The sequence below is a fragment of the Spirosoma foliorum genome (genome assembly GCF_014117325.1).
Lineage (GTDB): Bacteria > Bacteroidota > Bacteroidia > Cytophagales > Spirosomataceae > Spirosoma > Spirosoma foliorum.
On record NZ_CP059732.1, the window covers coordinates 921,379 to 943,632 of the forward strand.

At 46.3% G+C, this 22,254-nt stretch carries 19 protein-coding genes; 14 read left to right on the forward strand and 5 right to left on the reverse strand.

Features of this window, described 5'->3' with window-relative positions; translation table 11 throughout:
* The first annotated feature begins 126 nt into the window (after window positions 1-126).
* The 3 genes from H3H32_RS03930 to H3H32_RS03940 all read left to right on the forward strand — a co-directional run bounded on the left by H3H32_RS03930 (window position 127) and on the right by H3H32_RS03940 (window position 2,753).
* Window positions 127-1,185 (forward strand): hypothetical protein, encoded by a 1,059-nt coding sequence (locus H3H32_RS03930; protein ID WP_240543648.1) that lies wholly within the window; start codon window positions 127-129, stop codon window positions 1,183-1,185.
* Between the two features lie 328 nt (window positions 1,186-1,513).
* Window positions 1,514-2,068 (forward strand): peroxiredoxin, encoded by a 555-nt coding sequence (locus tag H3H32_RS03935; protein ID WP_182461371.1) that lies wholly within the window; start codon window positions 1,514-1,516, stop codon window positions 2,066-2,068.
* 97 nt (window positions 2,069-2,165) lie between these two features.
* Window positions 2,166-2,753 carry a carboxymuconolactone decarboxylase family protein gene (locus H3H32_RS03940; RefSeq protein WP_182461372.1) on the forward strand — a complete coding sequence of 196 codons (588 nt, stop codon included), beginning with the start codon at window positions 2,166-2,168 and terminating at the stop codon, window positions 2,751-2,753.
* Between the two features lie 350 nt (window positions 2,754-3,103).
* On the opposite strand, the gene hemH is transcribed toward H3H32_RS03940, so the two are convergent.
* Both hemH and H3H32_RS03950 read right to left on the reverse strand, forming a co-directional pair.
* On the reverse strand, window positions 3,104-4,165 hold the full coding sequence (hemH, locus tag H3H32_RS03945; protein WP_182461373.1) for a ferrochelatase: 1,062 nt from the start codon (window positions 4,163-4,165) through the stop codon (window positions 3,104-3,106).
* 109 nt (window positions 4,166-4,274) lie between these two features.
* The gene (locus H3H32_RS03950) at window positions 4,275-5,063 is read right to left on the reverse strand and encodes a hypothetical protein (RefSeq protein WP_182461374.1); all 789 of its coding nucleotides are present in this window, start codon (window positions 5,061-5,063) and stop codon (window positions 4,275-4,277) included.
* 162 nt (window positions 5,064-5,225) lie between these two features.
* Between H3H32_RS03950 and H3H32_RS03955 the strand changes: the two genes are divergently transcribed.
* The 3 genes from H3H32_RS03955 (at window position 5,226) to H3H32_RS03965 (ending at window position 10,848) form a co-directional block, all read left to right on the forward strand.
* Window positions 5,226-6,167 carry a hydrogen peroxide-inducible genes activator gene (locus tag H3H32_RS03955; RefSeq protein ID WP_182461375.1) on the forward strand — a complete coding sequence of 314 codons (942 nt, stop codon included), beginning with the start codon at window positions 5,226-5,228 and terminating at the stop codon, window positions 6,165-6,167.
* A gap of 206 nt (window positions 6,168-6,373) precedes the next feature.
* Complete coding sequence (locus tag H3H32_RS03960; protein ID WP_182461376.1) at window positions 6,374-8,842, forward strand: Ig-like domain-containing protein; 2,469 nt, start codon at window positions 6,374-6,376, stop codon at window positions 8,840-8,842.
* A gap of 170 nt (window positions 8,843-9,012) precedes the next feature.
* Window positions 9,013-10,848: a T9SS type A sorting domain-containing protein gene (locus H3H32_RS03965; protein WP_182461377.1), complete on the forward strand. Its 1,836-nt coding sequence runs from the start codon at window positions 9,013-9,015 to the stop codon at window positions 10,846-10,848.
* Window positions 10,849-10,862: 14 nt separating this feature from the next.
* On the opposite strand, the gene H3H32_RS03970 is transcribed toward H3H32_RS03965, so the two are convergent.
* The gene (locus tag H3H32_RS03970; RefSeq protein WP_182461378.1) at window positions 10,863-11,681 is read right to left on the reverse strand and encodes a hypothetical protein; all 819 of its coding nucleotides are present in this window, start codon (window positions 11,679-11,681) and stop codon (window positions 10,863-10,865) included.
* A 140-nt stretch (window positions 11,682-11,821) separates the two neighbouring features.
* Between H3H32_RS03970 and H3H32_RS03975 the strand changes: the two genes are divergently transcribed.
* A complete protein-coding gene (locus tag H3H32_RS03975) occupies window positions 11,822-13,000 on the forward strand; it encodes an Ntn hydrolase family protein (RefSeq protein ID WP_182461379.1) in 1,179 nt (392 codons plus the stop codon).
* Between the two features lie 31 nt (window positions 13,001-13,031).
* On the opposite strand, the gene H3H32_RS03980 is transcribed toward H3H32_RS03975, so the two are convergent.
* Window positions 13,032-13,763, reverse strand: coding sequence for an NUDIX hydrolase (locus H3H32_RS03980; protein WP_182461380.1), 732 nt, complete (start codon window positions 13,761-13,763; stop codon window positions 13,032-13,034).
* Between the two features lie 173 nt (window positions 13,764-13,936).
* On the opposite strand from H3H32_RS03980, the gene H3H32_RS03985 reads away from it, so the two are divergent.
* Complete coding sequence (locus H3H32_RS03985) at window positions 13,937-15,559, forward strand: carboxylesterase/lipase family protein (RefSeq protein WP_182461381.1); 1,623 nt, start codon at window positions 13,937-13,939, stop codon at window positions 15,557-15,559.
* 63 nt (window positions 15,560-15,622) lie between these two features.
* Here H3H32_RS03985 and H3H32_RS03990 read toward each other — a convergent pair whose 3' ends face one another.
* Window positions 15,623-16,924, reverse strand: a complete 1,302-nt coding sequence (locus H3H32_RS03990; RefSeq protein WP_182461382.1) for an NAD(P)/FAD-dependent oxidoreductase — start codon at window positions 16,922-16,924, stop codon at window positions 15,623-15,625.
* Window positions 16,925-17,143: 219 nt separating this feature from the next.
* Between H3H32_RS03990 and H3H32_RS03995 the strand changes: the two genes are divergently transcribed.
* The 6 genes from H3H32_RS03995 to porG all read left to right on the forward strand — a co-directional run bounded on the left by H3H32_RS03995 (window position 17,144) and on the right by porG (window position 22,204).
* Window positions 17,144-17,761, forward strand: coding sequence for an anthranilate synthase component II (locus H3H32_RS03995; RefSeq protein WP_182461383.1), 618 nt, complete (start codon window positions 17,144-17,146; stop codon window positions 17,759-17,761).
* The gene (locus H3H32_RS04000; protein ID WP_182461384.1) at window positions 17,758-18,534 is read left to right on the forward strand and encodes an alpha/beta fold hydrolase; all 777 of its coding nucleotides are present in this window, start codon (window positions 17,758-17,760) and stop codon (window positions 18,532-18,534) included. The genes H3H32_RS03995 and H3H32_RS04000 overlap by 4 nt, the downstream gene beginning before the upstream one ends.
* Before the next feature lie 151 nt (window positions 18,535-18,685).
* Entirely contained in the window at window positions 18,686-19,354 is a 669-nt protein-coding gene (locus tag H3H32_RS04005) for a CBS domain-containing protein (RefSeq protein WP_182461385.1), read from the forward strand.
* Window positions 19,355-19,458: 104 nt separating this feature from the next.
* The gene (locus tag H3H32_RS04010) at window positions 19,459-20,334 is read left to right on the forward strand and encodes an NAD kinase (protein ID WP_182461386.1); all 876 of its coding nucleotides are present in this window, start codon (window positions 19,459-19,461) and stop codon (window positions 20,332-20,334) included.
* A 171-nt stretch (window positions 20,335-20,505) separates the two neighbouring features.
* Window positions 20,506-21,483: a DUF6089 family protein gene (locus H3H32_RS04015; protein WP_182461387.1), complete on the forward strand. Its 978-nt coding sequence runs from the start codon at window positions 20,506-20,508 to the stop codon at window positions 21,481-21,483.
* Between the two features lie 49 nt (window positions 21,484-21,532).
* Window positions 21,533-22,204, forward strand: coding sequence for a type IX secretion system protein PorG (porG, locus tag H3H32_RS04020; protein ID WP_182461388.1), 672 nt, complete (start codon window positions 21,533-21,535; stop codon window positions 22,202-22,204).
* The last annotated feature ends 50 nt before the right edge of the window (window positions 22,205-22,254 follow it).

Genomic DNA, 22,254 nt, shown 5'->3' on the forward strand with positions numbered 1-22,254 from the left:
GGCCTCAAAAATGATACGTATTAATCTGATTTTCAGTTAGTTGTGTAGTGAAAATTACGACTCAAAAATGAACGCAAAAATGCTTATTTTCGTTAGTATTGTATGACAAGGAAAACCAACGCAACGATGCATTCCCCGAACGCTCAGGCACCTCTTGCGCAAGCTTCAGCGGGCAATTTGCCGCTCGACGATAACTGGCGGAAATCTATTCCGGCGCAGGTGTTTCTGAACCATTTCTTTGCGATGGATTACCATATCCATCATCAAAACGACTTATTCGATCTCGCTAAGTTTCCCATATTTCAGCAGTTTTATGGGCGTGCGACCGACGAAAATCGTAAGGCACTGGAGAAACTATTACTGAATAGCTGGAGTGCCGAATATGCGCTGCGGATTACCCCTGTTGTCAATGACGAACAGTATTTACAGAGTTCATTGCATTGGACGTTTCCGCAGGCATATTACAGCGCTTTATTTAGTGCACGGGCCTTTTTGGCTGTTCAGGGTATTAATGTGAGTAACGAGGAGCTGATTCGGAAACGGATTGGCAATATGGTTGTGCGAGGCTATTATCCAGCTTCTATTGGCTATTACGCGCTTGGCCCAATTAATAGCTATCGCATTCAGCGATTACCGATGGCGAAACGGTTTACTGTGGCAGCCAAGACTGATTTATTGCTGCCCTCGCGTGAAGGTTCGGTGCAGGTCGAACTGGCTCAGTTTCTGAAAACCACCCGCGATCAACGCGTACGAGCTTTACGTAATGCGATTCAGACGAATCCGAAAACGGCGTTGCGAAGTCCCAAAACAGGGGAGATTCTGCAAAAATTCAGTGTAGAACAATACAAGCAATTGGCTAAGCAAATTGGCTACACAACCTATTTCGATATGCTGAGTCGCCTGCGGATTTCGTCAACTAACCGCGAAATAGAGCGATTTGTCGATTCGGAAATCGATGTGAAACTGTTTCACCAGAGTTTAGTGACTATTGTTGCTCATGTGAATTCTGTACACGAAGCCTACATTGCCAAAGCCCTTGGTATGCAGGCGTACCGCCAACTGGTTGCCAAATTGCCGTCTTACTTACAAGAGAGTTTCGTGCGCGATCGTATGAACACAGTCATTGCACCAATGCTTGAGGAGCCACAATCAAATCAAGAGCCTTATTTACGAATGGCGGCTTAACAGTATATTACGTTTAGAGCCGTGCCACGGTTCAGAGCGAAAGTCCTGACAAGTTGAAAGCCCGATGCAGTAATACATCGGGCTTTTTTGTGTGTATTGGTAAAATCATAATTTGGATGATTTTGATCAATTGCATTATTCTTTAAAGAATATAGAAGTCAGGGCTTATTAGCTTAAGATCGTAGTGGACTGAATATCACTATAATTCCTGGAAATTGATAGTTTTTATCTATAAGCTCATTGATAAAAATCATATCTTCTATGCGTATTGCTTCCGTAATTTGCACTCAATCAAGATTGGTTCTCATATACAACCTCAATACATTCCATGAAAAATCATATCGTTTCTGTTGGTTCAGAATTCCCAGAGTTTAAAAAGCTGGCTGTTGTTTCGCTCGATAAAGACAAAGAGTTCTACGAAATCTCTTCGGAAGATCACAAAAATGCGGGTCAGTGGCTGGTCATGTTCTGGTGGCCTAAAGATTTCACCTTCGTTTGCCCAACTGAAATCGCTGAGTTCAACAACAAGTTTGAAGATTTCCAGGATCGCGATACAATGGTGATCGGTGCTTCGACCGATAGCGAATTTGTTCATCTGGCATGGCGCAAAAACCACGACGATCTGCGTGGTCTGAAATTCCCAATGCTGGCTGATACCTCGAAGTCGCTTGCTGAAGAACTAGGTATCCTGGAAGCCAACGAGAAAGTGGCTTATCGTGTAACGTACATCGTTGATCCACAAGGTATTGTTCGTTGGGTTGCTGTTAACGATCTGTCTGTTGGCCGGAACGTGAATGAGGTAATTCGCGTGTTGGACGCCCTGCAAACCGATGAACTTTGCCCATGCAACTGGGTAAAAGGCGAAGCTACGCTAACGGCTTAATTTAATGTTGAATGATTGAGTGATAGAATGAGTGAATAAGCCACTGAGTTTAGTCAACCATTCAATCACTCAATCATTCTATCATTCAATATTAATCATGACAACCACACAAAACGAAACCGTTCTGTCGCTTCTGAAACTGGTAGGACTGGGTGCAGAAGCTGAATACCCTGCTTTGGATGCGTTGGCAAAAGCCGATCATCGGTACCTGCGCGATCTGAAAATCAATGTGGGCAATGTGCTTAACAGCAGTCAAACGCTGACAAAGAAAGAAGCTTTATTATTGGCTTTGTCGGTAGCGGTCAATGAAAAGCTTCAGCCACTGGTTGATTCATTGACAAGTGCTGCTCAGCAGGAAGGGGCAACCGATGCCGAAGTTGCCGAAACGATTGCCTGTACTTCTTTACTGAGTACCAACAACATATTCTATCGGTTCCGTCACTTTGTTGGTAAGGATTATTACCAGCAGACTCAACCCGGCATTCGCATGAGTATCATGATGAATCCGGTGCTGGGAAAAGAGTTTTTCGAACTGATGAGCCTTGCCGTATCGGCAGTTAATGGTTGTGAACTCTGCGTTCGGTCGCACGAAGAAAGTGTGCTGAAACATGGCGCTACCGAAGCTCGGGTTTTTGAAGCTATCCGATTGGCTTCGGTTATCAAAGGTTTTATTACGTTACTGTAAGAGGATACAGGCTTCTGTTTGGGAGAGCAATTAAAATGAGAGTCCAGGAAACATTACTAGATGAAGATGCGTTAAAGGATAGTAACGCATATATAGTCTGGTACCAGATATAAGAAATATAGTATGTTGCTACTGTCATGACTGTTGCAATAAATTGCCTCTTATAGTCTTCAGTACTGTATCTGCCGTAATGTAAAGCCCGCTTTCTTTAATAAGAAGCGGGCTCTTTTTTTATTAGATTTTTGTCATTTCGACGTAGGAGAAATCTTAAAGGTCATTATAAGTCAAGCCTGAGATTCCTCCTGCGTCGGAATGACAAAAAATCATCCAGTTTAAATAAAACCTTCACCTTATGCTGTTTTCACCAAGTCGATCAGGGCTTCAATCCAGATGGGGCTATCGTTCAGGCTTTCAACCAATTGCCAGTGCTTACCGCCCGCCTGTTCAAATAATTCTTTGTACTCTACACCAACTTCAATAGTCGTCTCTAAACAATCGGCGACAAAAGCGGGCGAAAAGGCCAGTACGCTCTTAATCCCTTTTGCGGGCAATTCCTTAATAATATCGTCGGTATACGGTTTAATCCAGGGATCGCTACCTAGCCGCGACTGAAAACAGGTTGTGTATTTACCTTCGGGGATACCCAATGCCTGCACAAGCAGACGGGTTGTCTCGAAACACTGTGCCCGGTAGCAATGCTGATTTAGCGCATGGAATGTATTGCAGCACTCGCCAAACTGACAAACTGTTTTTGTAACATCACCCTTCCGAATCTGACTTTCGGGTAAGCCGTGATAGCTAAACAGGAAATGGTCGTAATCGTAAGTTGTCATGTACTTACGGGCGATTTGCGCAAAACCTTCGATGAATTTTGGATGCTCCAGAAAGCGATTGACGAACCGAATAGCTGGGATTACGTCCCAACTTTTGACGAGTTCCATTACCTTCTGGTAAACAGAGCCGGTCGACGCTGACGCATATTGTGGGAAAAATGGGACGACCACAATATCCGTTAAGCCTAATTTTTGAAACTCATTCAACCCCGCTTCTATACTAGGGCTCTGGTACCGCATAGCCAGTTTTACTACGTACTCATCGCCGAGTTGTTGCTGGAGTTCCTTCTCCACAATATGGCCGTAATACTTTAAAGGCGAGCCCGTTTCGGTCCAGAGTTGCTTGTAAATTTTAGCCGATTTCGGTGCCCGAAATGGAGCAATGATGCCATTGACAAGAAAAAAACGCGACACATAAGAGATGTCGATTACCCGACCATCCATCAGAAATTCGCGCAGATATTTACGGACATCCGGAACCGAAGGGCTGTCGGGTGTACCTAGATTAACGATCAATACGCCCGTTTTTCCTACCGATTTTGGAGCGGAAACGCGAGGTTGAAAAGCAGAAACTTCCATGTACAGGAAAATAGAGATTTAACTGGGTTGGTTTAGTCCCAGGCTCAAGGCTACAAATTTACGACATCGAAGCCTGAATCGCATCGGCAACCTGCCTGAAACGTTGAACTTACTTTGCTCCGGGATATCGACTTAAGTCTGTACGGGTAAAGTCACTAAACACTTCGCCGGGTAAGCCCGAAAAGATCATAATATCACTTAATTCATAGTCACCCCGGTCGCTGGCAAGCAGAATGTCACCATGTTGCTGATAGTCTTCCCAAGGAAGTGTGAATGTGGGTTGATTATCAGTGGTTTTTTGGAAATGAGCCCATTGCGATACCAGGTGCGTTTTTTTGTCTACCCACACTTTATACCGGGCACCGGGCGTGTTGCTGCCAGGTTTAAAGGTCACTTGTAGCACATCCGAAGCTTTTCCCGTTTGGGTAGGTTCTGCTCCAAGATACTTAAGCGTTACGCCTGCGTCTTTAAGTTTAAAGGGCATGAACAGCCAATAGGAATCGTTAATCCAGTTTCGTTTGCCTTGCTTGACATACTTCGTTACCGAATCGACGACCGTTAATTCTTCACCACGTCGGAAAACCCGGCCCATGTCATTGTTGATATTTAGTAACACCGTCTGATCGTCGTGCAGATTATCGACCCGAACATCCCCCGACCATTTATCCCAGATGAGTTTTCGAACACCATCAAAATTCCAGGTGATGAGTTGTGTTTCGTCCCAGGCTGCCCGCCCACCCATAGCTGCCATCACTTCGTCGGCGATTTGTACCGCCCGTGGGTCCGAACCGGCTATGTCGAAACCTGGTGCGGGTGGATTCGGTGTTTTTTTTGATTGAGCGTTACAAAACGGCCCAGCAAGCAAAAGAAAGAGCAGGAAAAGTCGATGTTTATTCATGAGTAGTGAGGATTAGCTTAACAAAAATAGAACACGGAGTCTTTCATTTGGTTCGATGGGTTTTAGATTTGTTTGGATATATGATGTAGGGTGTATGATATAGGATATGCGCTGCGAAAAGAATACATCATATACCCTACATCATACATCCTACATTTTTCAATGACGCTTTCTCAACTCGATTATATTGTTGCTGTTGATACCTATCGACACTTTGCTACTGCTGCCGAAGCTTGCCATGTAACTCAGCCAACACTGAGCATGCAGATTCAGAAACTGGAAGACGAACTGGGTATTCTGGTATTTGACCGATCAAAACAGCCCGTCGTACCAACCGAAACCGGGCAGGCTATTCTGGCCCAGGCCCGCGATGTGCTACGGGCTGCCCGACGTATTCCCGAAATTGTAAGTGAATCGAAAGATGATTTTCGGGGTGATTTCAGGATTGGTATTATCCCAACCCTGGCACCGTATCTACTGCCGTATTTCATTGGCGAGTTTATTGCCAAATACCCTGCCGTAACCGTGCAGATTCAGGAATTGGTGACCGAGCAGGTAATCGAACGGCTTCGGAATGGATTGATCGACGTGGGCCTGGTTGTCACGCCACTTGCCGAAAACGGGATTACTGAAATTCCGCTCTTTCAGGAGCCTTTTGTGGTGTATGCTGCTGAATCAAACCCACTATTGAACAAGTCGGTAATTACCCCGGTTGATTTGCAGACGGATGGGCTTTGGTTATTAACGGAGGGCCATTGCTTTCGTAGTCAGGTCATGAATTTGTGCGGGGCCGACCGGCAGGCGAATAGCACAACGGCCTTACGGTATGAAACGGGTTCGCTCGAAACGCTGATCAAGTTAATCGACAAGCAGGGCGGGTTTACGCTACTGCCTTACCTGGCCACGCTTGACATGGATACTGCCCGCCAGAGACGACTTCGTCCGTTTGCTATGCCCCAGCCTGTTCGGGAAGTGAGTATTGTTATGCACCGGAGTTTTCTGAAGCGTAAACTCATCAACACGTTCAAAACCGAAATTCTGGCGCATTTACCTAAGGAATTGGCAAGTGAAGAAAAACGCCATCAATTAGTGCGGTTGAAATAAAGATACCGTCTTGATTTACAGCCAGAAATAATAGGTGTCTTGGTAAGGGTTGATCGAAAATCTGCTAGCGATAAATTGTAATTGCCATTTTTGTAAACAGTTTATTATTAGTAGAGTTATGCCGTTAAGTATAAATACTTGGGGATATATATATATTTGCCCACCTGTATAGTTATAGCAGCTTACCCGTAAGATAACCGATACCTATGGCCCACCATTTACATTCCCCTAAACTGTGCGAACGATATAGGGAACGTCTGTTTATCACTGTAATTTTCTTTATTTCATTCGTATATCATCAGGTTTCGGCGCAAACGCTCGATACCGAACCCCTTGCCGTGACTTCCGTTTGTGCGGGATCACAGATTGATGTAACGGGCCTCAGAACAGCCGCTTCCAGCGATTTTACCATACAACTCTCCAACGGAGGAACTACCTATACCGACATTCCTTCATTTCTTTTGTCGGCATCAGGGCGTTATGAAATTACCTATCGGGCTACGATTCCGGCCAATACACCCGGTGGAACAAATTATCGGATTCGGATTGTATCAAAAAGTCCCGATATGACTGGTACGCCCAGCCCGACGATTCTGACCGTGAAGGCCAAACCGAATTTGCCGACGGTTTCCATCAGTTCTCTTTCGTTTTGCCAGGGACAGGCAAGCGGGGCGCTGAGTGCCACGGCTACAGATGCTGCTGCAACGCTACTTTGGTACGGAACTAGTGCAACAGGTGGTACGGGCACACTAACCCCAGCCCAACTGTCGACGACTAATTCTGGTGTGGTCAACTATTACGTTACCCAGCGCTTGAATGAATGTGAAAGCGACCGTGCAAGTATAGTGGTAGAAGTCAAGCCACCATCGGATGCGCCAACTGTTCAGTCGTTGGTAGTTTGCCAGAATAACCCCACACCAGTAATACAACCGACAGGGCAAAATCTGCTGTGGTATACCAGCAATAATGGTGGAACCGGATCATCTACCGCGCCCGTAGTGAATACATCACAAACGGGCCAGACAACTTATTACATCAGCCAGACGACAAATGGTTGTGAAAGTCCACGAGCAGCGCTGACTGTAACCGTAGCGCCCACACCGTCTGCTCCGGGGGTGAGCGCTAAGATTCTCTGTCAGTTTGCGGCTTCTGAGCCAGTAACGGCAGTAGGTGAGGGGTTACGATGGTATAATATCGATGGAAATAAATTTGAGTCGGCTCCAGTTATCACTACCGACAAGGGGGCCTCGTTTTCGTTGCTGGTTAGCCAAACTGTAGGCGGCTGCGAAAGCCCAAAGGCAACGCTGAGTGTTATGGTTCTAACAACGCCTATGCCAGCGGTTACGAAAGCAACAGTTGAGATTTGTCAGGGTACGAGCGCGCAACCGCTTGAGGCTACGGGAACCAACCTGAAATGGACTGATCCAAATGGAAACGTAACCACAACAGCTCCAACGCCACCAACGTCGGCCGCTTCTGCCAATCCGAATGGAGATGTGTATTATGTGACCCAAACAGCCAACGGCTGCGAAAGCCCTAAAGTAGCCATCACGGTATTTGTTCAGGCATTGCCAACGATGTCTATTGTCGGCAGTACAACAACCAATGTGGGTGTAGAAGTCCCGCTGAAATTATCCTTTACGGGCATAGGTTCCTATACGTACAAACTGTCGACTGGGTTGGTCGGTGCTGCCTTAAAAGATACCACCATCTTGGTGCTCCCAACGCAAACGACGGAGTACAAGGTTACTGAAGTTAGTAATAAATGTGGCACGGGATTACCTGCCAACGGATCGTCGGCGACGGTTACGGTGCTTGTTCCCGCCATCCAAACATTGGCATTAATATCGGCAACGGTGTGTGCCGGGGCAAGCCTGACAACCAGTTTTTCAACTTCCGGGAATTTCAATTCGGGCAATGTATTTAAACTTCAACTGGCTAAGGTTGAAACCGATACCACGAAGATTGTGTACGTAGATATGCCCAATAGTCTGGCTGTCAATGGGCAGATCAGTGGTAACATTCCTACTAATACGGCTGCTGGGTCTTACTGGGTGCGGGTTGTGGCGACAAATCCAAAGATTCCTATTAATGGGAAAAACAGCCCCACCTTGCTCACTGTTCGGGCGTTACCCGCAGCAACGCTTACGGGTAATCAAACGATTTATGAGGGGCAGCCGTCCAGCTTAACCGTCCTATTTTCGGGTGAGGCTCCGTTTGCGATTGCCTACCGCGATAGTACGTCCAGCGGCCTGGGGACAATCCAGTCGTTAACGGCAACAACAAGCCCATACGCGTTTGCCATTACGCCTAAGAAAACAACATACTATTATCTTACATCGGTTAGCAATGGTTGTGGGATGGGCTCTTTAACCAATCGAGTGGTTATTGTAAGCGTAAACCCGGTGCTGGGTGTTGAGGATCAACCCTTAGCCGATGCCGTTGAGGTCTATCCGGTGCCCGCAACAACAAATGTGACGGTTCGCATCAATGGATTATCTACCGCGCAAACAGCCGTTCTTGAACTAACGGATTTGACCGGACATACGACGAATCGGCAGGAAACCCGACAAGCTACATCGTCATTGTCCCTTGATCAGCATCCGGCGGGCACCTACATTCTAAACATTCAGGTGGGTGATCGAAGAGCTTCCCGGCGGATTGTGAAGTTGTAGGAAAAATTGGCCGTTAGGTATTTGGCGACTCACCTTTTAGGAGTGTCTCCTATTAATGGCTGATCAGTTGGTGTTCAATTAACCCCCAACTTACTGCTACAATGCTTTCCCCTTTGTGTTGGCTAACGAGAGGTTTTACATTTTTCATCTCGCTATTGTTTAGTACGACAGTGGCTCAATCTGTTGATACACAGCCTTTATCTGTAACCTCAATATGTGCTGGCTCACAGCTTGATGTAAGCGCTAATCGAGCAGGTGTCACAAGTGATTTTTCGGTAGAGTTGTCTTCTGATGGTGCCATTTATTCTGCTATACCCTCAACTCCGGTGTCAACATCAGGGAGTACAGAGGTAACGTATAGAGCGACCATTCCAGCGAATATAGCTGCGGGAAGTAATTATCGGATTCGGGTGGTATCGAGTAATTCGACGGTTTTTAGTACGCCTAGTGCAACCGTGCTGACAATTAGGGCCAAACCAGCTATACCAAAGGTCGACAGTCTTATTTTAGATTGCCAGTATATCTCGCCCAGTGCGTCGGTTTACTCCTTTATTTACACCGAGGTTATGCCTAATGCCACTAGTACGCTCTACAATGAAAATCTGAGCGTTCAACAAGTAATTCAGGGAACGGCTATGGTTGGCTCCACCTCCTATACAACCTTTCAGATTTCAAAGACGGGCTATTTTTCGGCGAAGTACGTATACCCGGTTAAGGACTTGACGTTTTATCTGACACAGTCAGTGAATGATTGCGAGAGCGATAGAGCAAAAACTGTTGTGCGACTCCTCTACCGGCCAGTTACTGGCCCAGTGCCTGTAAATGCCAAATCGGTAGAAGTGCCCTTCCATCTGCCGAACACTTATTACGGTTCGCTTGCGTATTGTCAGGGCGAGAAAGCAAGTCCGTTGTCGGTAAATGGCTATGCGGCACCACCCGAAAACTATATAGTTTCTTCTCGGCTACTTCCTGACAATCAATTTTCTACAAGCGCTGTAACGCCCAACACAAACAGCCCATCGTCCCAGGTGTATGAGTTCGCATTGCAGCCTATCGACTCAAAAAAGGGATGCGCAAATTATGGTCAGTTAAATACTCAGTTGACTGTACGTGTAAAGGCCAAGCCTGAACCGGTGCTAGCTCCTGCCGAAATTGTTGTGTGCGAAAAGCCAAATGGCTCAAGTAGTCCGTTTATGGGTGTTTCTTTAACGGTAACCTCGCCAATAGCAGTCTCTAAATTGTATAATAAGGATGGTAGTATACCCTATAACGATAGTTCAGTTCAAGACTATTACATAATTGTTAAAGGTAGTCCGGGTACGACGTTTTATTATGCTACCCAACTGGTTGATGGCTGTGAAAGTGATAAGCAGGAAATTAAGGTGATCGTTAAGCCACACGCTCCAGAGGTATCTCCTATAAACATTTATAGTACTGGTGGCGAAAAGTGGGGAGCCATTAGTTATAATCAGGGCGATAAAGCCGTTTCATTAAGAGAATATGGCCTCCAGCCTTTGCCTGATAATGTTGTTGTTTATTACCTTAGAGAATCCGGTGATTTGGCATTTACGGGGCTTACAGATGTTATCAACGCTAACTCTTCAGGTGGCACTACTGATCCGGTTATTCCAAAGACTGATAAACCGGGTAAAGCTGTAGTGACATTCAGAACGTCTTTAGAGGGCTGCTCGGGGTCAATCTATAATCAGGGCCATCTTGTTGTTACCGTAAACCCAGCCTTGGGTATTGAGGATCAATCGCTGGCTAATTCGGTCGATATTTATCCTGTTCCGGCAGTTACAAACTTGACCGTACACATTCGTGGGTTAGAAGCCGCACAACCGGCCGTGTTGGAACTTGCGGATATGACCGGATGCCTAATCCGTCGGCAGGAAACCCGGCAAACTATATCATCGCTCTCGCTTGAGTCTTATCCGCCAGGTACTTATATTTTAACTATACAAGTTGCGGATAGAAGGGCATCCAAACGGATTGTGAAGTTGTAAATATACTAGCAGAACTACTTTTTCTCCCGTTTCGCGCGCTCCAACTGGCGATAGGCATCACCAAAGTCATCACCATCCGCAATCTCATGGGTCAGAATAGGTACGCTTTTGTGACCAGCTATCAATAACCAGCGAGCTACTTCATCGGCGGCTGTTTGGTAAGCGAGCATAGTATGCGTTGCATTATTTCCGAAAAATTCGCGGGTGGTTTCGAGTTCGGAGAGTTTTAACATCGGGCTCGGGGGGTAGTGCATTGGGCCAGTTTCGACCCAAACTGATCTGTCATGGGAAGAGCTATCTGGCGTCTCCCAAACGGATGGGTTGCTAAATCGATAATCGACCATTAGTGCCAGCCCTTCGTTGAACCATTGCGGAATTTGTTGTTTTACGCGCCACCAGCCCAATCGGGCAAATAGTTCATCATGACATAACTCGTGGGCAATTACGTCGGTATTGTTGCCATCCGGTCCCAGAATCAGATACGATGTTCCCCATGGCATTCCGAGGCTACAACCAGCTCCTTCGCCCCCGGCACAATACTGTTCATAATCCGCTTGGTATGGACAATAAATCAGAATGGCCTGCCCGCGTCGGTCTCCCCAGAATCGTTGGATACGCTGGCGGGCTGCCAGTAGATGTTGACTAAATTGGTTGACTTGTTGGTTGGTGGCTGTCTGATGGATGTAGACATTCGGTGCGCCCGTTAGCATCCGAAATTGGTCCGAACTCTGAATTCGAAAGCAGTGAATTAATTGCGGAAAAAGGAGTAGAAAACCAATCGGCAACGCAATTAGTAAGGAGAAACCATAGCGGAGGAATACGTTTTCACGCATGAAAAAATCAATGAATCTGGCGGCAATTTAACTGCTATTTTACTTGGTTTGTGTAAGGATAACATCATTCTGATCAGTCATGATAAAATGCGTATTCAACCATTATGTTCTTAGCCATTGATTACTAAACACCTAAAACCATGCCGGTTCGTTTGACGCTTGTTCTGATAAATCGTGTAGTACACTGTTTGTTACTCTTATTTATGGCTGTGCCTACCTCTGCCTGTACGATTTTTGTATTGACAGATGCCCAGCGAACCTTGTTTTTTAACAACGAAGATTACTCCAATCCTGCCACCCGAATGTGGTTTCTGCCCGCTGGAAAAGGCTATTTCGGTTGCGCTTATGTTGGTTTTGACGATGGTTGGGCACAGGGTGGAGTCAATACAAAAGGACTGGCATTTGACTGGGTAGCCGGATTTGACGAAAAATGGGTGCCTACTTCTGCGATGAAACGGGTTCAGGGAAACCCTAGCGAACGGATGCTGGAAACGTGCGCTACAGTTGATGACGCCATTGCGTTTTATCAGAAAAACCTGGAACCAAGTTTCTCGTATGCAAAAATCCTGATTGCCGATAAAACCGGCGCTTCCATAATTATTGGTGCCGAAAATGGCAAACTGCACATTGATCGGTCGAGCCAATCGAGAGGCTTTGGGTATGGCGGACAGACGCTTTCTAAGTCGTTGTCGGCAGCTCCCAAGCCAACTTTGGCGAATGGCATTCCTATTTTGCAGGCTTGTTTACAGGAAGGAATCTACGCGACGAAGTACTCAACAGTTTATGATTTGAGAATGGGTGAGATCTCGCTGTTTTCATTGGCCAATAATCAGGAAGAAGTTAAACTTAATCTGGCAAACGAATTGGCGAAGGGTGGTCACTATTACAAAATTCCTGAAATCAGAGAGGAACTGGTCCAGGTACCGATGCCGCTTTTGCCACTGATGAAACGTTTTCTATGGGAAGGCTATCCGCCCATTGCCAATATCGATCCTGCCATCACCCAGCGCATTAAGTCTATTTTGGAGCGTGTTGCGCAAGGTCGTTTACAGGAAAGCGACTTTACACCTGAATTTTGGAAAGGCATTTCGGCCGCTCAGCAAGAGAGTCAGGCCGAACTCGCAAAGCTAGGTAAACTGCTTTCATTAACCCTTCTTGAGCGTCAGCAAACGGCTAATCAGTCGAGCTATTTGTATTGTATCGACTTCGAAAATGCCACCATACTCCAGCGATTTACGTTGGATGGCCAGGATCGAGTGGCTATGATTAAATCTGAAGCGGCTGAACAAAAAAACGAACTGAAGAAACGGGAGAAATAACTCCCGAAGACAGCTTCACGTTTTCAATCAGCTATTTGCTGGACATGAATCGATACAGAAACGGCGCTTTGTGCGCTCCTCCACTGTAGTGTTTGTCTAGTCGCTCTAAAATTCCCAGGCTGAGCATCTTGCGCTGAAAGCCAGACCGATGTAGTTTCTGATCCAGAATGGTCTCATAAAGGCTTTGTAAATCGGCCATTGTAAACGTTTCGGCTAATAGATTGAAGCCGATCAACTTACGATCAAGATCGGTGCGGAGGGTGTCTAACGCTTTTTGGACAATAAACTGGTGATCCTGCATCAATGGAGGTAGGTTGGCTAAATCATACCAGGCGCAACTGTCCGAGAGCGAATCGGGGATAGGCACCGCTTTCGTAAAGTCAACTAATGCGTAATAGCCCACAGAGATAAATCGCCGTAGCAACCAGTGATTTTCGGGTGGTGCATAGCCTTTGGCTGCCATAATCGCCCGCATAGGAGCGGGGTCAAATCGGCTGAGGTCACCAAAGACATAGAACTGCTCCAGATAGATATCACTTAGACCTGTGCGCTCTGATAAAACCCGTTTGGCGGCATCGTTCAGATTTTCATTGGTCAGAATAAAACCTCCAGGTAAAGCCATTAGCCCTGTGTTGCGGTATTCCAGCAACAGAATCTTCAGCTGATTTTGATGAAACCCGAAAATGACCGTATCAATAGCCAGACCCGGTAAAAAATCATTGCCGTCTGGTTTAATTTCTTCCGTCTTTAACTGCGCACTCATACCATTAAAATTTAGCCGAAAGTAGCAAAAAGTTTGGCCGTGCCAACAGAAGCCTTTATTATTGTATCAATATGTTACAATAATAAAAACAATCCTTTACTAAGTTGCCTGATTTAAGGGTAAATTGATTTAGGTAGCTTACTTTTTTACACGAATACACTAAACAGATTGTCATGAAAACCCTTTTGATGCTGTCATTATTGGCTGCTCCGCTAGCCGACATGGCCATTGCTCAGTCAGCGCCCCAGGCCAAAACGGTCAATGGCGTGGTAGAAGGCGTTACCGAAGCCAGCGGCATTCGTGCTTTCAAAGGAATTCCATTTGCACAGCCACCCGTTGGCGATTTGCGTTGGAAAGAACCTCAACCCACCAAAAACTGGCAGGGTGTACGTAAAGCCGACCATTTTGGCCCACGAGCTATGCAGGGCGCTATTTTCGGTGATATGGGCTTCCGGTCCGACGGTATGAGCGAGGATTGCCTGTACCTGAACGTATGGACACCTGCCAAGTCTGCTTCTGAAAAACTGCCCGTATTGGTGTATTTTTATGGCGGAGGATTTGTAGCGGGTGATGGGTCTGAAGGCCGTTACGATGGCGAAAGCATGGCGCGTAAAGGCATTGTAACCCTCACGGTAAACTATCGCCTGGGCGTGTTTGGCTTCATGTCGCACCCCGAACTGACCAAGGAGTCGCCCCATCATGCGTCGAGCAATTATGGGTATTTAGATCAGGCTGCGGCCTTGCGTTGGGTGCAGCAAAACATTGCCGCTTTCGGTGGTGATCCTAAGCGAGTGACCATTGCGGGCGAATCGGCTGGTTCGGTTTCGGTAAGTGCGTTGATGGTATCGCCCTTGTCGAAAAACCTGATTGCCGGGGCTATTGGCGAAAGTGGTTCGCTGTTAGGAACGTTGCCACCTGCTCCACTTGCCACTGCCGAAGAAGCGGGAGTGAAGTTTGCAACGAGCATTGGCGCTAATTCACTCGCCGATTTACGGGCAATGTCGGCTGAAAAATTGCTTGAAGCGACCTTGAAGCCTGGTGTTCCCTGGTTCACATCGGCGTTGGATGGCTATTTCTTCCCAAAATCGCCAGTAGAGTTATTTACAACGGGTCAGCAGGCGCATGTGCCTCTGCTGGTTGGCTGGAATTCGGAAGAAATGAATTATCGCGCCGTGATGGGAAAGGAAGAGCCTACTGTAGCAAACTATACCGCAACGGTGAAAAAACTCTACCCAGAACGTGCCGACGAAGTGCTGAAATTGTACCCTGCTAAAACGGATGAAGAAGTTGCCCAGGCCGCTACCGATCTGGCCAGTGATCGTTTCATAGGGTACAGTACCTGGCGTTGGGCTGATATGCAGGCCAAAACGGGAGGTAAACCAGTGTATCGTTATCTATATGCCCGTCCACGTCCAGCCATGACTGCTGCTATGGGCGATGCTGCTCCTGGCTTGGCGGGTGGCGTAGTAAAGGGTAAGGATGCCGCAGCTATGAAAATTTCGCCTGCTCGTGGTGCTGTTCACTCGGCAGAAATCGAATATGCGATGGGTAATTTGCCTCTGAATAAGGTATATGCCTGGACACCTGACGATTACAAAGTGTCGGAAGTGATGCAGAATTACTTTGCCAACTTTATAAAAACCGCTAACCCAAATGGACCCGGTTTGCCAAAGTGGTCGGCTGTGAGTAGCGATAAGAGTGTTGATGTTATGCAGATTGACGTGAATACACGTTCCGAAATGGAAAAGAACCGGGCGCGTTACCTGTTCCTGGATCAATTGAGTGCCAAGCAGTAAGCAAGAGTAAACAATAATGGTGGCAGTGGTGTCAGCTTCTCAAAGCTGACACCACTGCCACCATTATTGTTTACTAATCAACTCCGCCACCTCGCGACCCGTCTGCATAGCTGCGTTGAGCGATGGATAGGCCGTTTGATCACCGCATTGATACAGCGTAGGGCTCAACTGAAATGGTTTCTGTAGCGCATCTTCACCAGCCTGTTCTGGATTGTAAATGGGTAAAGAATGTGGAATGGAATAGGTTCGTAAATGGTGCCATGCTTGAACTCCTTCTCCGAACCAGCTAGTCAATTCCCGTTTAATCTGCTCCGCTAATTCCGTTTCGCTGATGGTTTGCGGCCCCTGCGTACTGACCGAAATCAGCACTTTGTCGGCAGGAGCGTAGTCGGGAGCCACATCGCTCATAATCGCTACATTATGTACGACCGAACTACGGCTTGTATTGAGTAGTAAAAGCTTTCTCTGATCGGGACTAAGGGTTAACTGAGTTGGGTCGGCAGAGAAGTAGGTACAAGTTGTTTGATGAAACGACGCATCGGTGGGTTCGGGATGACCTTGCAACAAGGCAGCTTGTGCAGCATCAACGGCCAAGACTATGGCGCTTGCCGTAATCGTTTTACCCGATTTCAACAGAATAGTATTACCCACAACTTGCTCTACCGGACTGTTTAACCAGAGTTGGCCAGGAGCCAGATGACTCGCCAACTGGTCGGCAATAGTTCCTATGCCCTGTGCTGGTACAGCGCCATCGCCCGAGAAAAACATTCGAAAGCAAAACTCGAAGAAATTGCTTGATGTAGTCAGTTCATCTTCCAGGAAAACACCCCCAAAAAAAGGCCGGAAAAATCGATCAATGATCTGTTCGGAAAAACCAAACTCCTGTAAAAAAGCCAGTGTTGTTTTGGGCTTCTGTTGGAATAACTCGCTAAATGTCAGGCTTTGCGTTCGGCGCATTAATTCAGCAATGCGCAGCTTATCGCTCAGCGTACCAACTGTTGAGGCCAGCGTTTGAAAAATAGCCAGCGGTTCCTGAAGCGGATTTTGTAACGTTAGCCAATTTCCCTGATCGCGAATCAATGCCCCCGACCGAAACGGTTTTAGGTCAAGCGCGCTATAATTGAGTAAACGTTGCGCTTCTGGGTAAGCTGTTAGTAAAATCTGGAATCCCCGGTCGAGTTTGAAACCATCCACCATATCCGTACGCACACGCCCGCCTACACCGTCGCTAGCTTCGAGAATGATTGCCTGAATACCGGCTTGTTTCAGATAAACGGCACAGGTTAAGCCAGCTATACCGGCACCAATAATAACAACAGGTGAATCCACCGCAACAGCGGACTGAGCATGCGCATCTGCAGACATATCAAAAGAAGTTGAGGAACCGAATAAAAATCAAATTTAAATGACACAGCGCTGTGATAACAAAATCCCAGACGTATTGTGGTATTTTTTCTATATAACTTTAATTATTCAAAGTTTATAATAATTTAACATGCTGAAAATCAGTGTATAATAATTATGTATTGTTGTTTTTTTTTTAGAAAATATTAATTTTGTCGCAACAAGTTGCGTTATAGCGGCATGAATCTGTTGGTTGTTGATAACTTCGACTCGTTTACGTACATGCTGGTAGATTATCTACAGCATGCGGGGGCTGTATGTCGGGTTGTTCGTAACGATGAAAGCTGGGTTAAGTTGACCCAGGAACCTGTTGACGCCGTCGTATTATCGCCAGGACCGGGCGTGCCACAACAAGCGGGACAACTCATGGACGTGATTCGTTACTACCATAAGCGAGTACCAATTCTGGGAGTTTGCTTGGGCCATCAGGCGCTGGGCGAGTTCTTTGGGGCGAAACTGATTCGGGCTCATCGGCCAATGCATGGTAAAGTTTCGCCAATCCGGGTGTTGACCGACGATGTACTATGGTATGGCTTACCGGGAGAGTTTGATGTAACGCGGTACCACTCACTACTATTGACAGAGATGCCTGATCAATTGGTGTGTACGGCTGTTACAAAACAAGAGGAAGTAATGGCCATGCGACACCAGACGTTACCAATTTGGGGTGTCCAATTTCACCCTGAAGCAGCCTTAACGCACTATGGATTGCCAATGATTAAAAACTGGATTGACTTTGTTTTGTTTACTCTTAAAAAAACAGATTCTGCCACATCCTTAACTATTGAATACGCATGAACTATCAGATTCGAGAGGAAGCGGGTTTCCGCTATGTTGATGAGGGCCAGGGTGATGTGCTGTTATTATTGCATGGACTATTTGGGGCGCTTAGTAACTGGGATAGTGTAATTAACACGTTTGCTGGTCGTTATCGGGTAATCATCCCATTGCTGCCGATTTATGAAATGCCGCTTCGGCAGGCAAGTCTGGAAGGTTTAGTGGCCTTCATTGAGAAGTTTGTTGTGCAGAAAGACCTGCACGGCATGACGTTGCTTGGTAACTCTCTAGGTGGCCACTTAGCCATTTTGTATACCTTCAAAAATCCTGAACAAGTCCGAGGGTTAGTACTCACGGGAAGTTCAGGCTTGTTTGAGAACGGTATGGGAGGCTCTTTCCCCAAACGTGGCAGCTATGATTACATTGCCGAACGCGTTGCCTATACATTCTACGATCCGAAGGTAGCCTCTAAAGAACTGATCGACGAAGTATTTGAGATTACCAGCAGTATTCCAAAATGCATGAGTATTGTGGGAATTGCCAAGTCGGCTCAGCGGAACAACGTGGCTAAGGACTTATACAAGATTCAGGTGCCCACGTTGCTGGTGTGGGGACTCAATGATACCATTACACCGGCGGAGGTTGGCCATGAATTCAATCGATTGATTGCCAATTCTGAACTATACTTTATCGACAAATGCTGCCATGCACCCATGATGGAGTGCCCCGACCGATTTAATGAATTGCTGGACGGCTGGCTCGCCCGGCATCTGGTTAGTGAATTAGTAGAGTAAGTATATACCTAAAAGGGTAGGAGTGCCCGTTGTTCTCCCTCGCTCTTCGCTCATATTTTACTTACTTATCGTAAGATTTGGAAACTCTGGAAGAATTTCCGTAGTTTTCTGCTAAACAGGTTACTGTTTTATTGACTACACGTTATTACCTATGCTGGCTGCCGAACTAATAGACCCTATGCTTCCTGCCCTAAAGCCAACCGACTCCGTTGGGCAGGCACTGGACTGGATGCAGGAACACCGCGTCGGGCAACTCGTTCTGACCGATCAGGGCGAATACCGGGGAATCGTGAGCGAAGAGTTGCTCCTGGATGTTGCCGACGATGAACGGTCGCTGGGTAATGTACTTCGCTTGTTTGAGCAGACCTATGTCCACGAAGATCAACATTTGTTTGAGGTTTTAGGGCTGGTTATTCAGCAGCAAATGGAAGTTGTGGCAGTCCTGAACGAAGGACAGGAGTTTATGGGCACAATTTCCGTTACTGAACTGCTCAAGCAGTTTGGACAGGAACTTGGTGTACAGGAAGTTGGTGCCATTCTGATTTTAAATATGAATGAACGCGATTATTCACTGACCGAAATCAGCCGACTAGTCGAGTCTAATAATGTTAAAATCATAAGCAGTTTTTTCTCCAGTGCTGCCTATGGAATGCCCGATCGCTCCCGATTAACGCTTAAACTCAACCGACGGGATATTACCCCTGTCATTTCAACACTTGAACGCTTCGGTTATCAAATTGAAGCTGCTTTTGCCAATGCTCCGGTCGAAAGTATTGATCAGGAACGACTCGATTCGCTACTTCGCTACCTTAATACGTAGTTTTGTCGTTCGTGATTCGTAGTTTGTGGTTCGAAGTTATACGACAGCAAAAACGACAAACTACAAACCGCTCCAGCGGCTCGACTCAAACTACAAACTAATCTATGAAAATCGCCATTCACGGGCGCAACTTTCCCGAATCGGCCCGGCCGTACATCCAATCGATGTTTGAGGAATTGGCTAGACGGCAGGCCGAATTGATTATCTCGCAAGGCTATCGCGAGTTTCTGGATAATGCGGGTGTAGCCCATTATAGTGAAGCCACCTATACCGTTGAGGAAGGGGTTACCGACGCCGATTTTATTTTTAGTTTAGGAGGAGACGGCACGTTGCTCGATGCAGTAACGCATGTTGGCGCTCGTCAGATTCCAATTATCGGTATTAACATTGGCCGGTTAGGTTTCCTGGCAACCGTTGCTCCTGCATCGGTACGACTAATGATTGATGCTCTTTTCAATGAGCAGTACAGTATTGATGAGCGCACTTTGGTGAGCGTTCGGTCGAGCCAGGATATTTTTGGAAACCTTCCCTTTGGGCTGAACGACTTCACGATCACGCGCACGCAAACATCGTCGATGATTACGGTGCATGCTTATCTTGATGGTGAGTTTCTGAATTCCTATTGGGCCGATGGGCTGATTGTATCAACGCCTTCGGGATCAACGGGTTATTCGCTCAGTTGTGGAGGCCCGGTATTATTACCCCATACTGGTAGCCTGATTATTACCCCCATTAGCCCGCACAATCTGAACGTTCGACCGATGATTGTGATGGATACTTGCCAGTTTACTTTTGAGGTTGAAAGCCGGAGTGGTAATTTTTTAGCTGCCCTGGATTCTCGTTCCTTTACGGTTGATACTTCCGTTCGAATTAGCCTTCAGAAAGAAGCATTTAAAGCCCGATTGGTCAAACTTAGCGACGATAACTTCCTGAATACGTTACGTAGTAAGCTTAACTGGGGCTGGGATATTCGTAATTAACGAAGCAATAGGGTGGATTGTATAAAGTCTGTCTTAGTTTTCACAATTTCTCCACATTTCTCATTTGTGGCATAATTTTTACGGCGTATTGCCAATAAAAGCAACAATATGGCCGTTTCGGAATTGGTTGGTTTGTGGACCAATCGAGGTTGATTCACCTATCTTAAGAGTATGAATAACTACAAACAGTTGGTAGTTGGGGCTGTGGCAATTTGCTTATTGACAGGCCTGTTTACCGAAAGCCTAGCCCAGCGACGACCAAATACACATTTTGTACCTTATTCGTCAGTTTCGTTTGGCGGGGGGACATCGACTTATTTTGGGGAATTGAATCCGTATAGTACACCCTTAAGGTCATTATTTAATTTACCTCGCTGGAATCTTGGACTGGGCTATACGCGCCAATTTACCCCTCACTTTGCAGCTAGGGTTGCATTTACCTGGGCACGAATCGTAGGGGATGATTATACCTTCAGTAAAAGTAACCCGCAGAAGTATGCACTTCAATATGTGACGAACCTAAACTTTCGGAATGATGTAAAAGAATTCGCTATTACAGGTATTTATAATTTTATAGAAGATGGGCGCAATTCAGATGTTCGTGCGAAATTCACTCCCTATTTATTTGGTGGTCTTGCCTTAGTGGCCCATAGCCCCGAAACGATGCCTGGTGATTCACTTCAGCAGGCATATAAGCTGGATAAATGGGTGAAACTTCAGCCATTGCACACGGAAGGCCAGGGACAACCAGGTTATCAAAAACCTTATTCATTGGTTACACTGGCGATTCCAGTTGGGATTGGTGCACGATATAGACTTAATGATAATTTTAACATAGGCGCTGAGATTGGCTACCGAATGACCTTAACCAATTATCTGGATGATGTGGGGGGAGCCTATCCTAATCCTGACGCCGTACAAGGACTAGGGGCTGCCTTAGCCGATCGTCGGAACGAATCGATTGCTGCTCGTACTGGTGATTCTCGTGCCGCTGATCTCCAGCAACTTCGTCAGTCTAATCCGGACTTATTCGCGTCGTCAGCGCGCGGAGGGGGAGCTAAAAAGCTTCCAAGAGATGGATATCTTTTAACGACGTTCACAATTCAGTATATTATTCCGACCAAAATCAAGTGTCCGCCTATTAAATAAGCAGTAGGTAGAAAATGCAAAAAGCTTATAGGTTACTGTCATTGAATTTATGCATCGATACCGAATAAATATAGCCCGGCTGATTGTAGTCGGGCTTTTTATCAGTTTTAGCACACAGGCGCAAAAAATTGAACTTGGAGCCAGTTTAGGCGGGATGCTCTGTAAAGGCGACGTAACGCCAGCCATGAATCCCCGATTTATTAGTCCGGCAGTCGGAGGATTCTTTCGGTATAATGCAACCCGGTCGTTCTCAATGCGTGCAGGAGGCTCTATTGGATCATTTCGGGGTGAGGATCGCTATAGCAGTGATCCCCTTCAGTTAGCTCGTAATTATTCCTATAAGACCAATATCCAGGAACTATACATTGATTTTGAATACAATTTTTTGAACTATAAGCCTTTGCCAAAAGCAAAAAACTGGACTCCCTATATATTTGGAGGAATTGGCTTGTGTCGATTTAATAATGATGTTATTCGGGCGGGTGGGGTTGTTACCTATCCACTTGGTATAGGTGTAAAGTATGAAATAAAGCGACCCTGGAGTATTGGGGCAGAGTTTGGGACACGATTCTCCAGAACTGACTACCTGGATGGCCTCGGCGATCTAACATTTGGTAGAGCCGTAACCAAAACATCGCAAGGAAACCCGGCTCTGTCAGATAGCTACACCTATGTCGCCCTAACGGTAAGCTATACGTTCTACAAAATTGTTTGCCCGTAAAACGGTTGTCTTTCTATAGATTAAATGAAAAAGCATCGCCTTCACAAGTG

What these genes read in the sequence shown, in the direction of transcription:
- H3H32_RS03930 (WP_240543648.1), top strand. Translation starts at nt 127, where the DNA reads ATGCATTCCCCGAACGCTCAGGCACCTCTTGCGCAAGCTTCAGCGGGC.
- H3H32_RS03935 (WP_182461371.1), top strand. Translation starts at nt 1,514, where the DNA reads ATGAAAAATCATATCGTTTCTGTTGGTTCAGAATTCCCAGAGTTTAAA.
- H3H32_RS03940 (WP_182461372.1), top strand. Translation starts at nt 2,166, where the DNA reads ATGACAACCACACAAAACGAAACCGTTCTGTCGCTTCTGAAACTGGTA.
- hemH (WP_182461373.1), bottom strand. Translation starts at nt 4,165, where the DNA reads ATGGAAGTTTCTGCTTTTCAACCTCGCGTTTCCGCTCCAAAATCGGTA.
- H3H32_RS03950 (WP_182461374.1), bottom strand. Translation starts at nt 5,063, where the DNA reads ATGAATAAACATCGACTTTTCCTGCTCTTTCTTTTGCTTGCTGGGCCG.
- H3H32_RS03955 (WP_182461375.1), top strand. Translation starts at nt 5,226, where the DNA reads ATGACGCTTTCTCAACTCGATTATATTGTTGCTGTTGATACCTATCGA.
- H3H32_RS03960 (WP_182461376.1), top strand. Translation starts at nt 6,374, where the DNA reads ATGGCCCACCATTTACATTCCCCTAAACTGTGCGAACGATATAGGGAA.
- H3H32_RS03970 (WP_182461378.1), bottom strand. Translation starts at nt 11,681, where the DNA reads ATGCGTGAAAACGTATTCCTCCGCTATGGTTTCTCCTTACTAATTGCG.
- H3H32_RS03975 (WP_182461379.1), top strand. Translation starts at nt 11,822, where the DNA reads ATGCCGGTTCGTTTGACGCTTGTTCTGATAAATCGTGTAGTACACTGT.
- H3H32_RS03980 (WP_182461380.1), bottom strand. Translation starts at nt 13,763, where the DNA reads ATGAGTGCGCAGTTAAAGACGGAAGAAATTAAACCAGACGGCAATGAT.
- H3H32_RS03985 (WP_182461381.1), top strand. Translation starts at nt 13,937, where the DNA reads ATGAAAACCCTTTTGATGCTGTCATTATTGGCTGCTCCGCTAGCCGAC.
- H3H32_RS03990 (WP_182461382.1), bottom strand. Translation starts at nt 16,924, where the DNA reads ATGTCTGCAGATGCGCATGCTCAGTCCGCTGTTGCGGTGGATTCACCT.
- H3H32_RS03995 (WP_182461383.1), top strand. Translation starts at nt 17,144, where the DNA reads ATGAATCTGTTGGTTGTTGATAACTTCGACTCGTTTACGTACATGCTG.
- H3H32_RS04000 (WP_182461384.1), top strand. Translation starts at nt 17,758, where the DNA reads ATGAACTATCAGATTCGAGAGGAAGCGGGTTTCCGCTATGTTGATGAG.
- H3H32_RS04005 (WP_182461385.1), top strand. Translation starts at nt 18,686, where the DNA reads ATGCTGGCTGCCGAACTAATAGACCCTATGCTTCCTGCCCTAAAGCCA.
- H3H32_RS04010 (WP_182461386.1), top strand. Translation starts at nt 19,459, where the DNA reads ATGAAAATCGCCATTCACGGGCGCAACTTTCCCGAATCGGCCCGGCCG.
- H3H32_RS04015 (WP_182461387.1), top strand. Translation starts at nt 20,506, where the DNA reads ATGAATAACTACAAACAGTTGGTAGTTGGGGCTGTGGCAATTTGCTTA.
- porG (WP_182461388.1), top strand. Translation starts at nt 21,533, where the DNA reads ATGCATCGATACCGAATAAATATAGCCCGGCTGATTGTAGTCGGGCTT.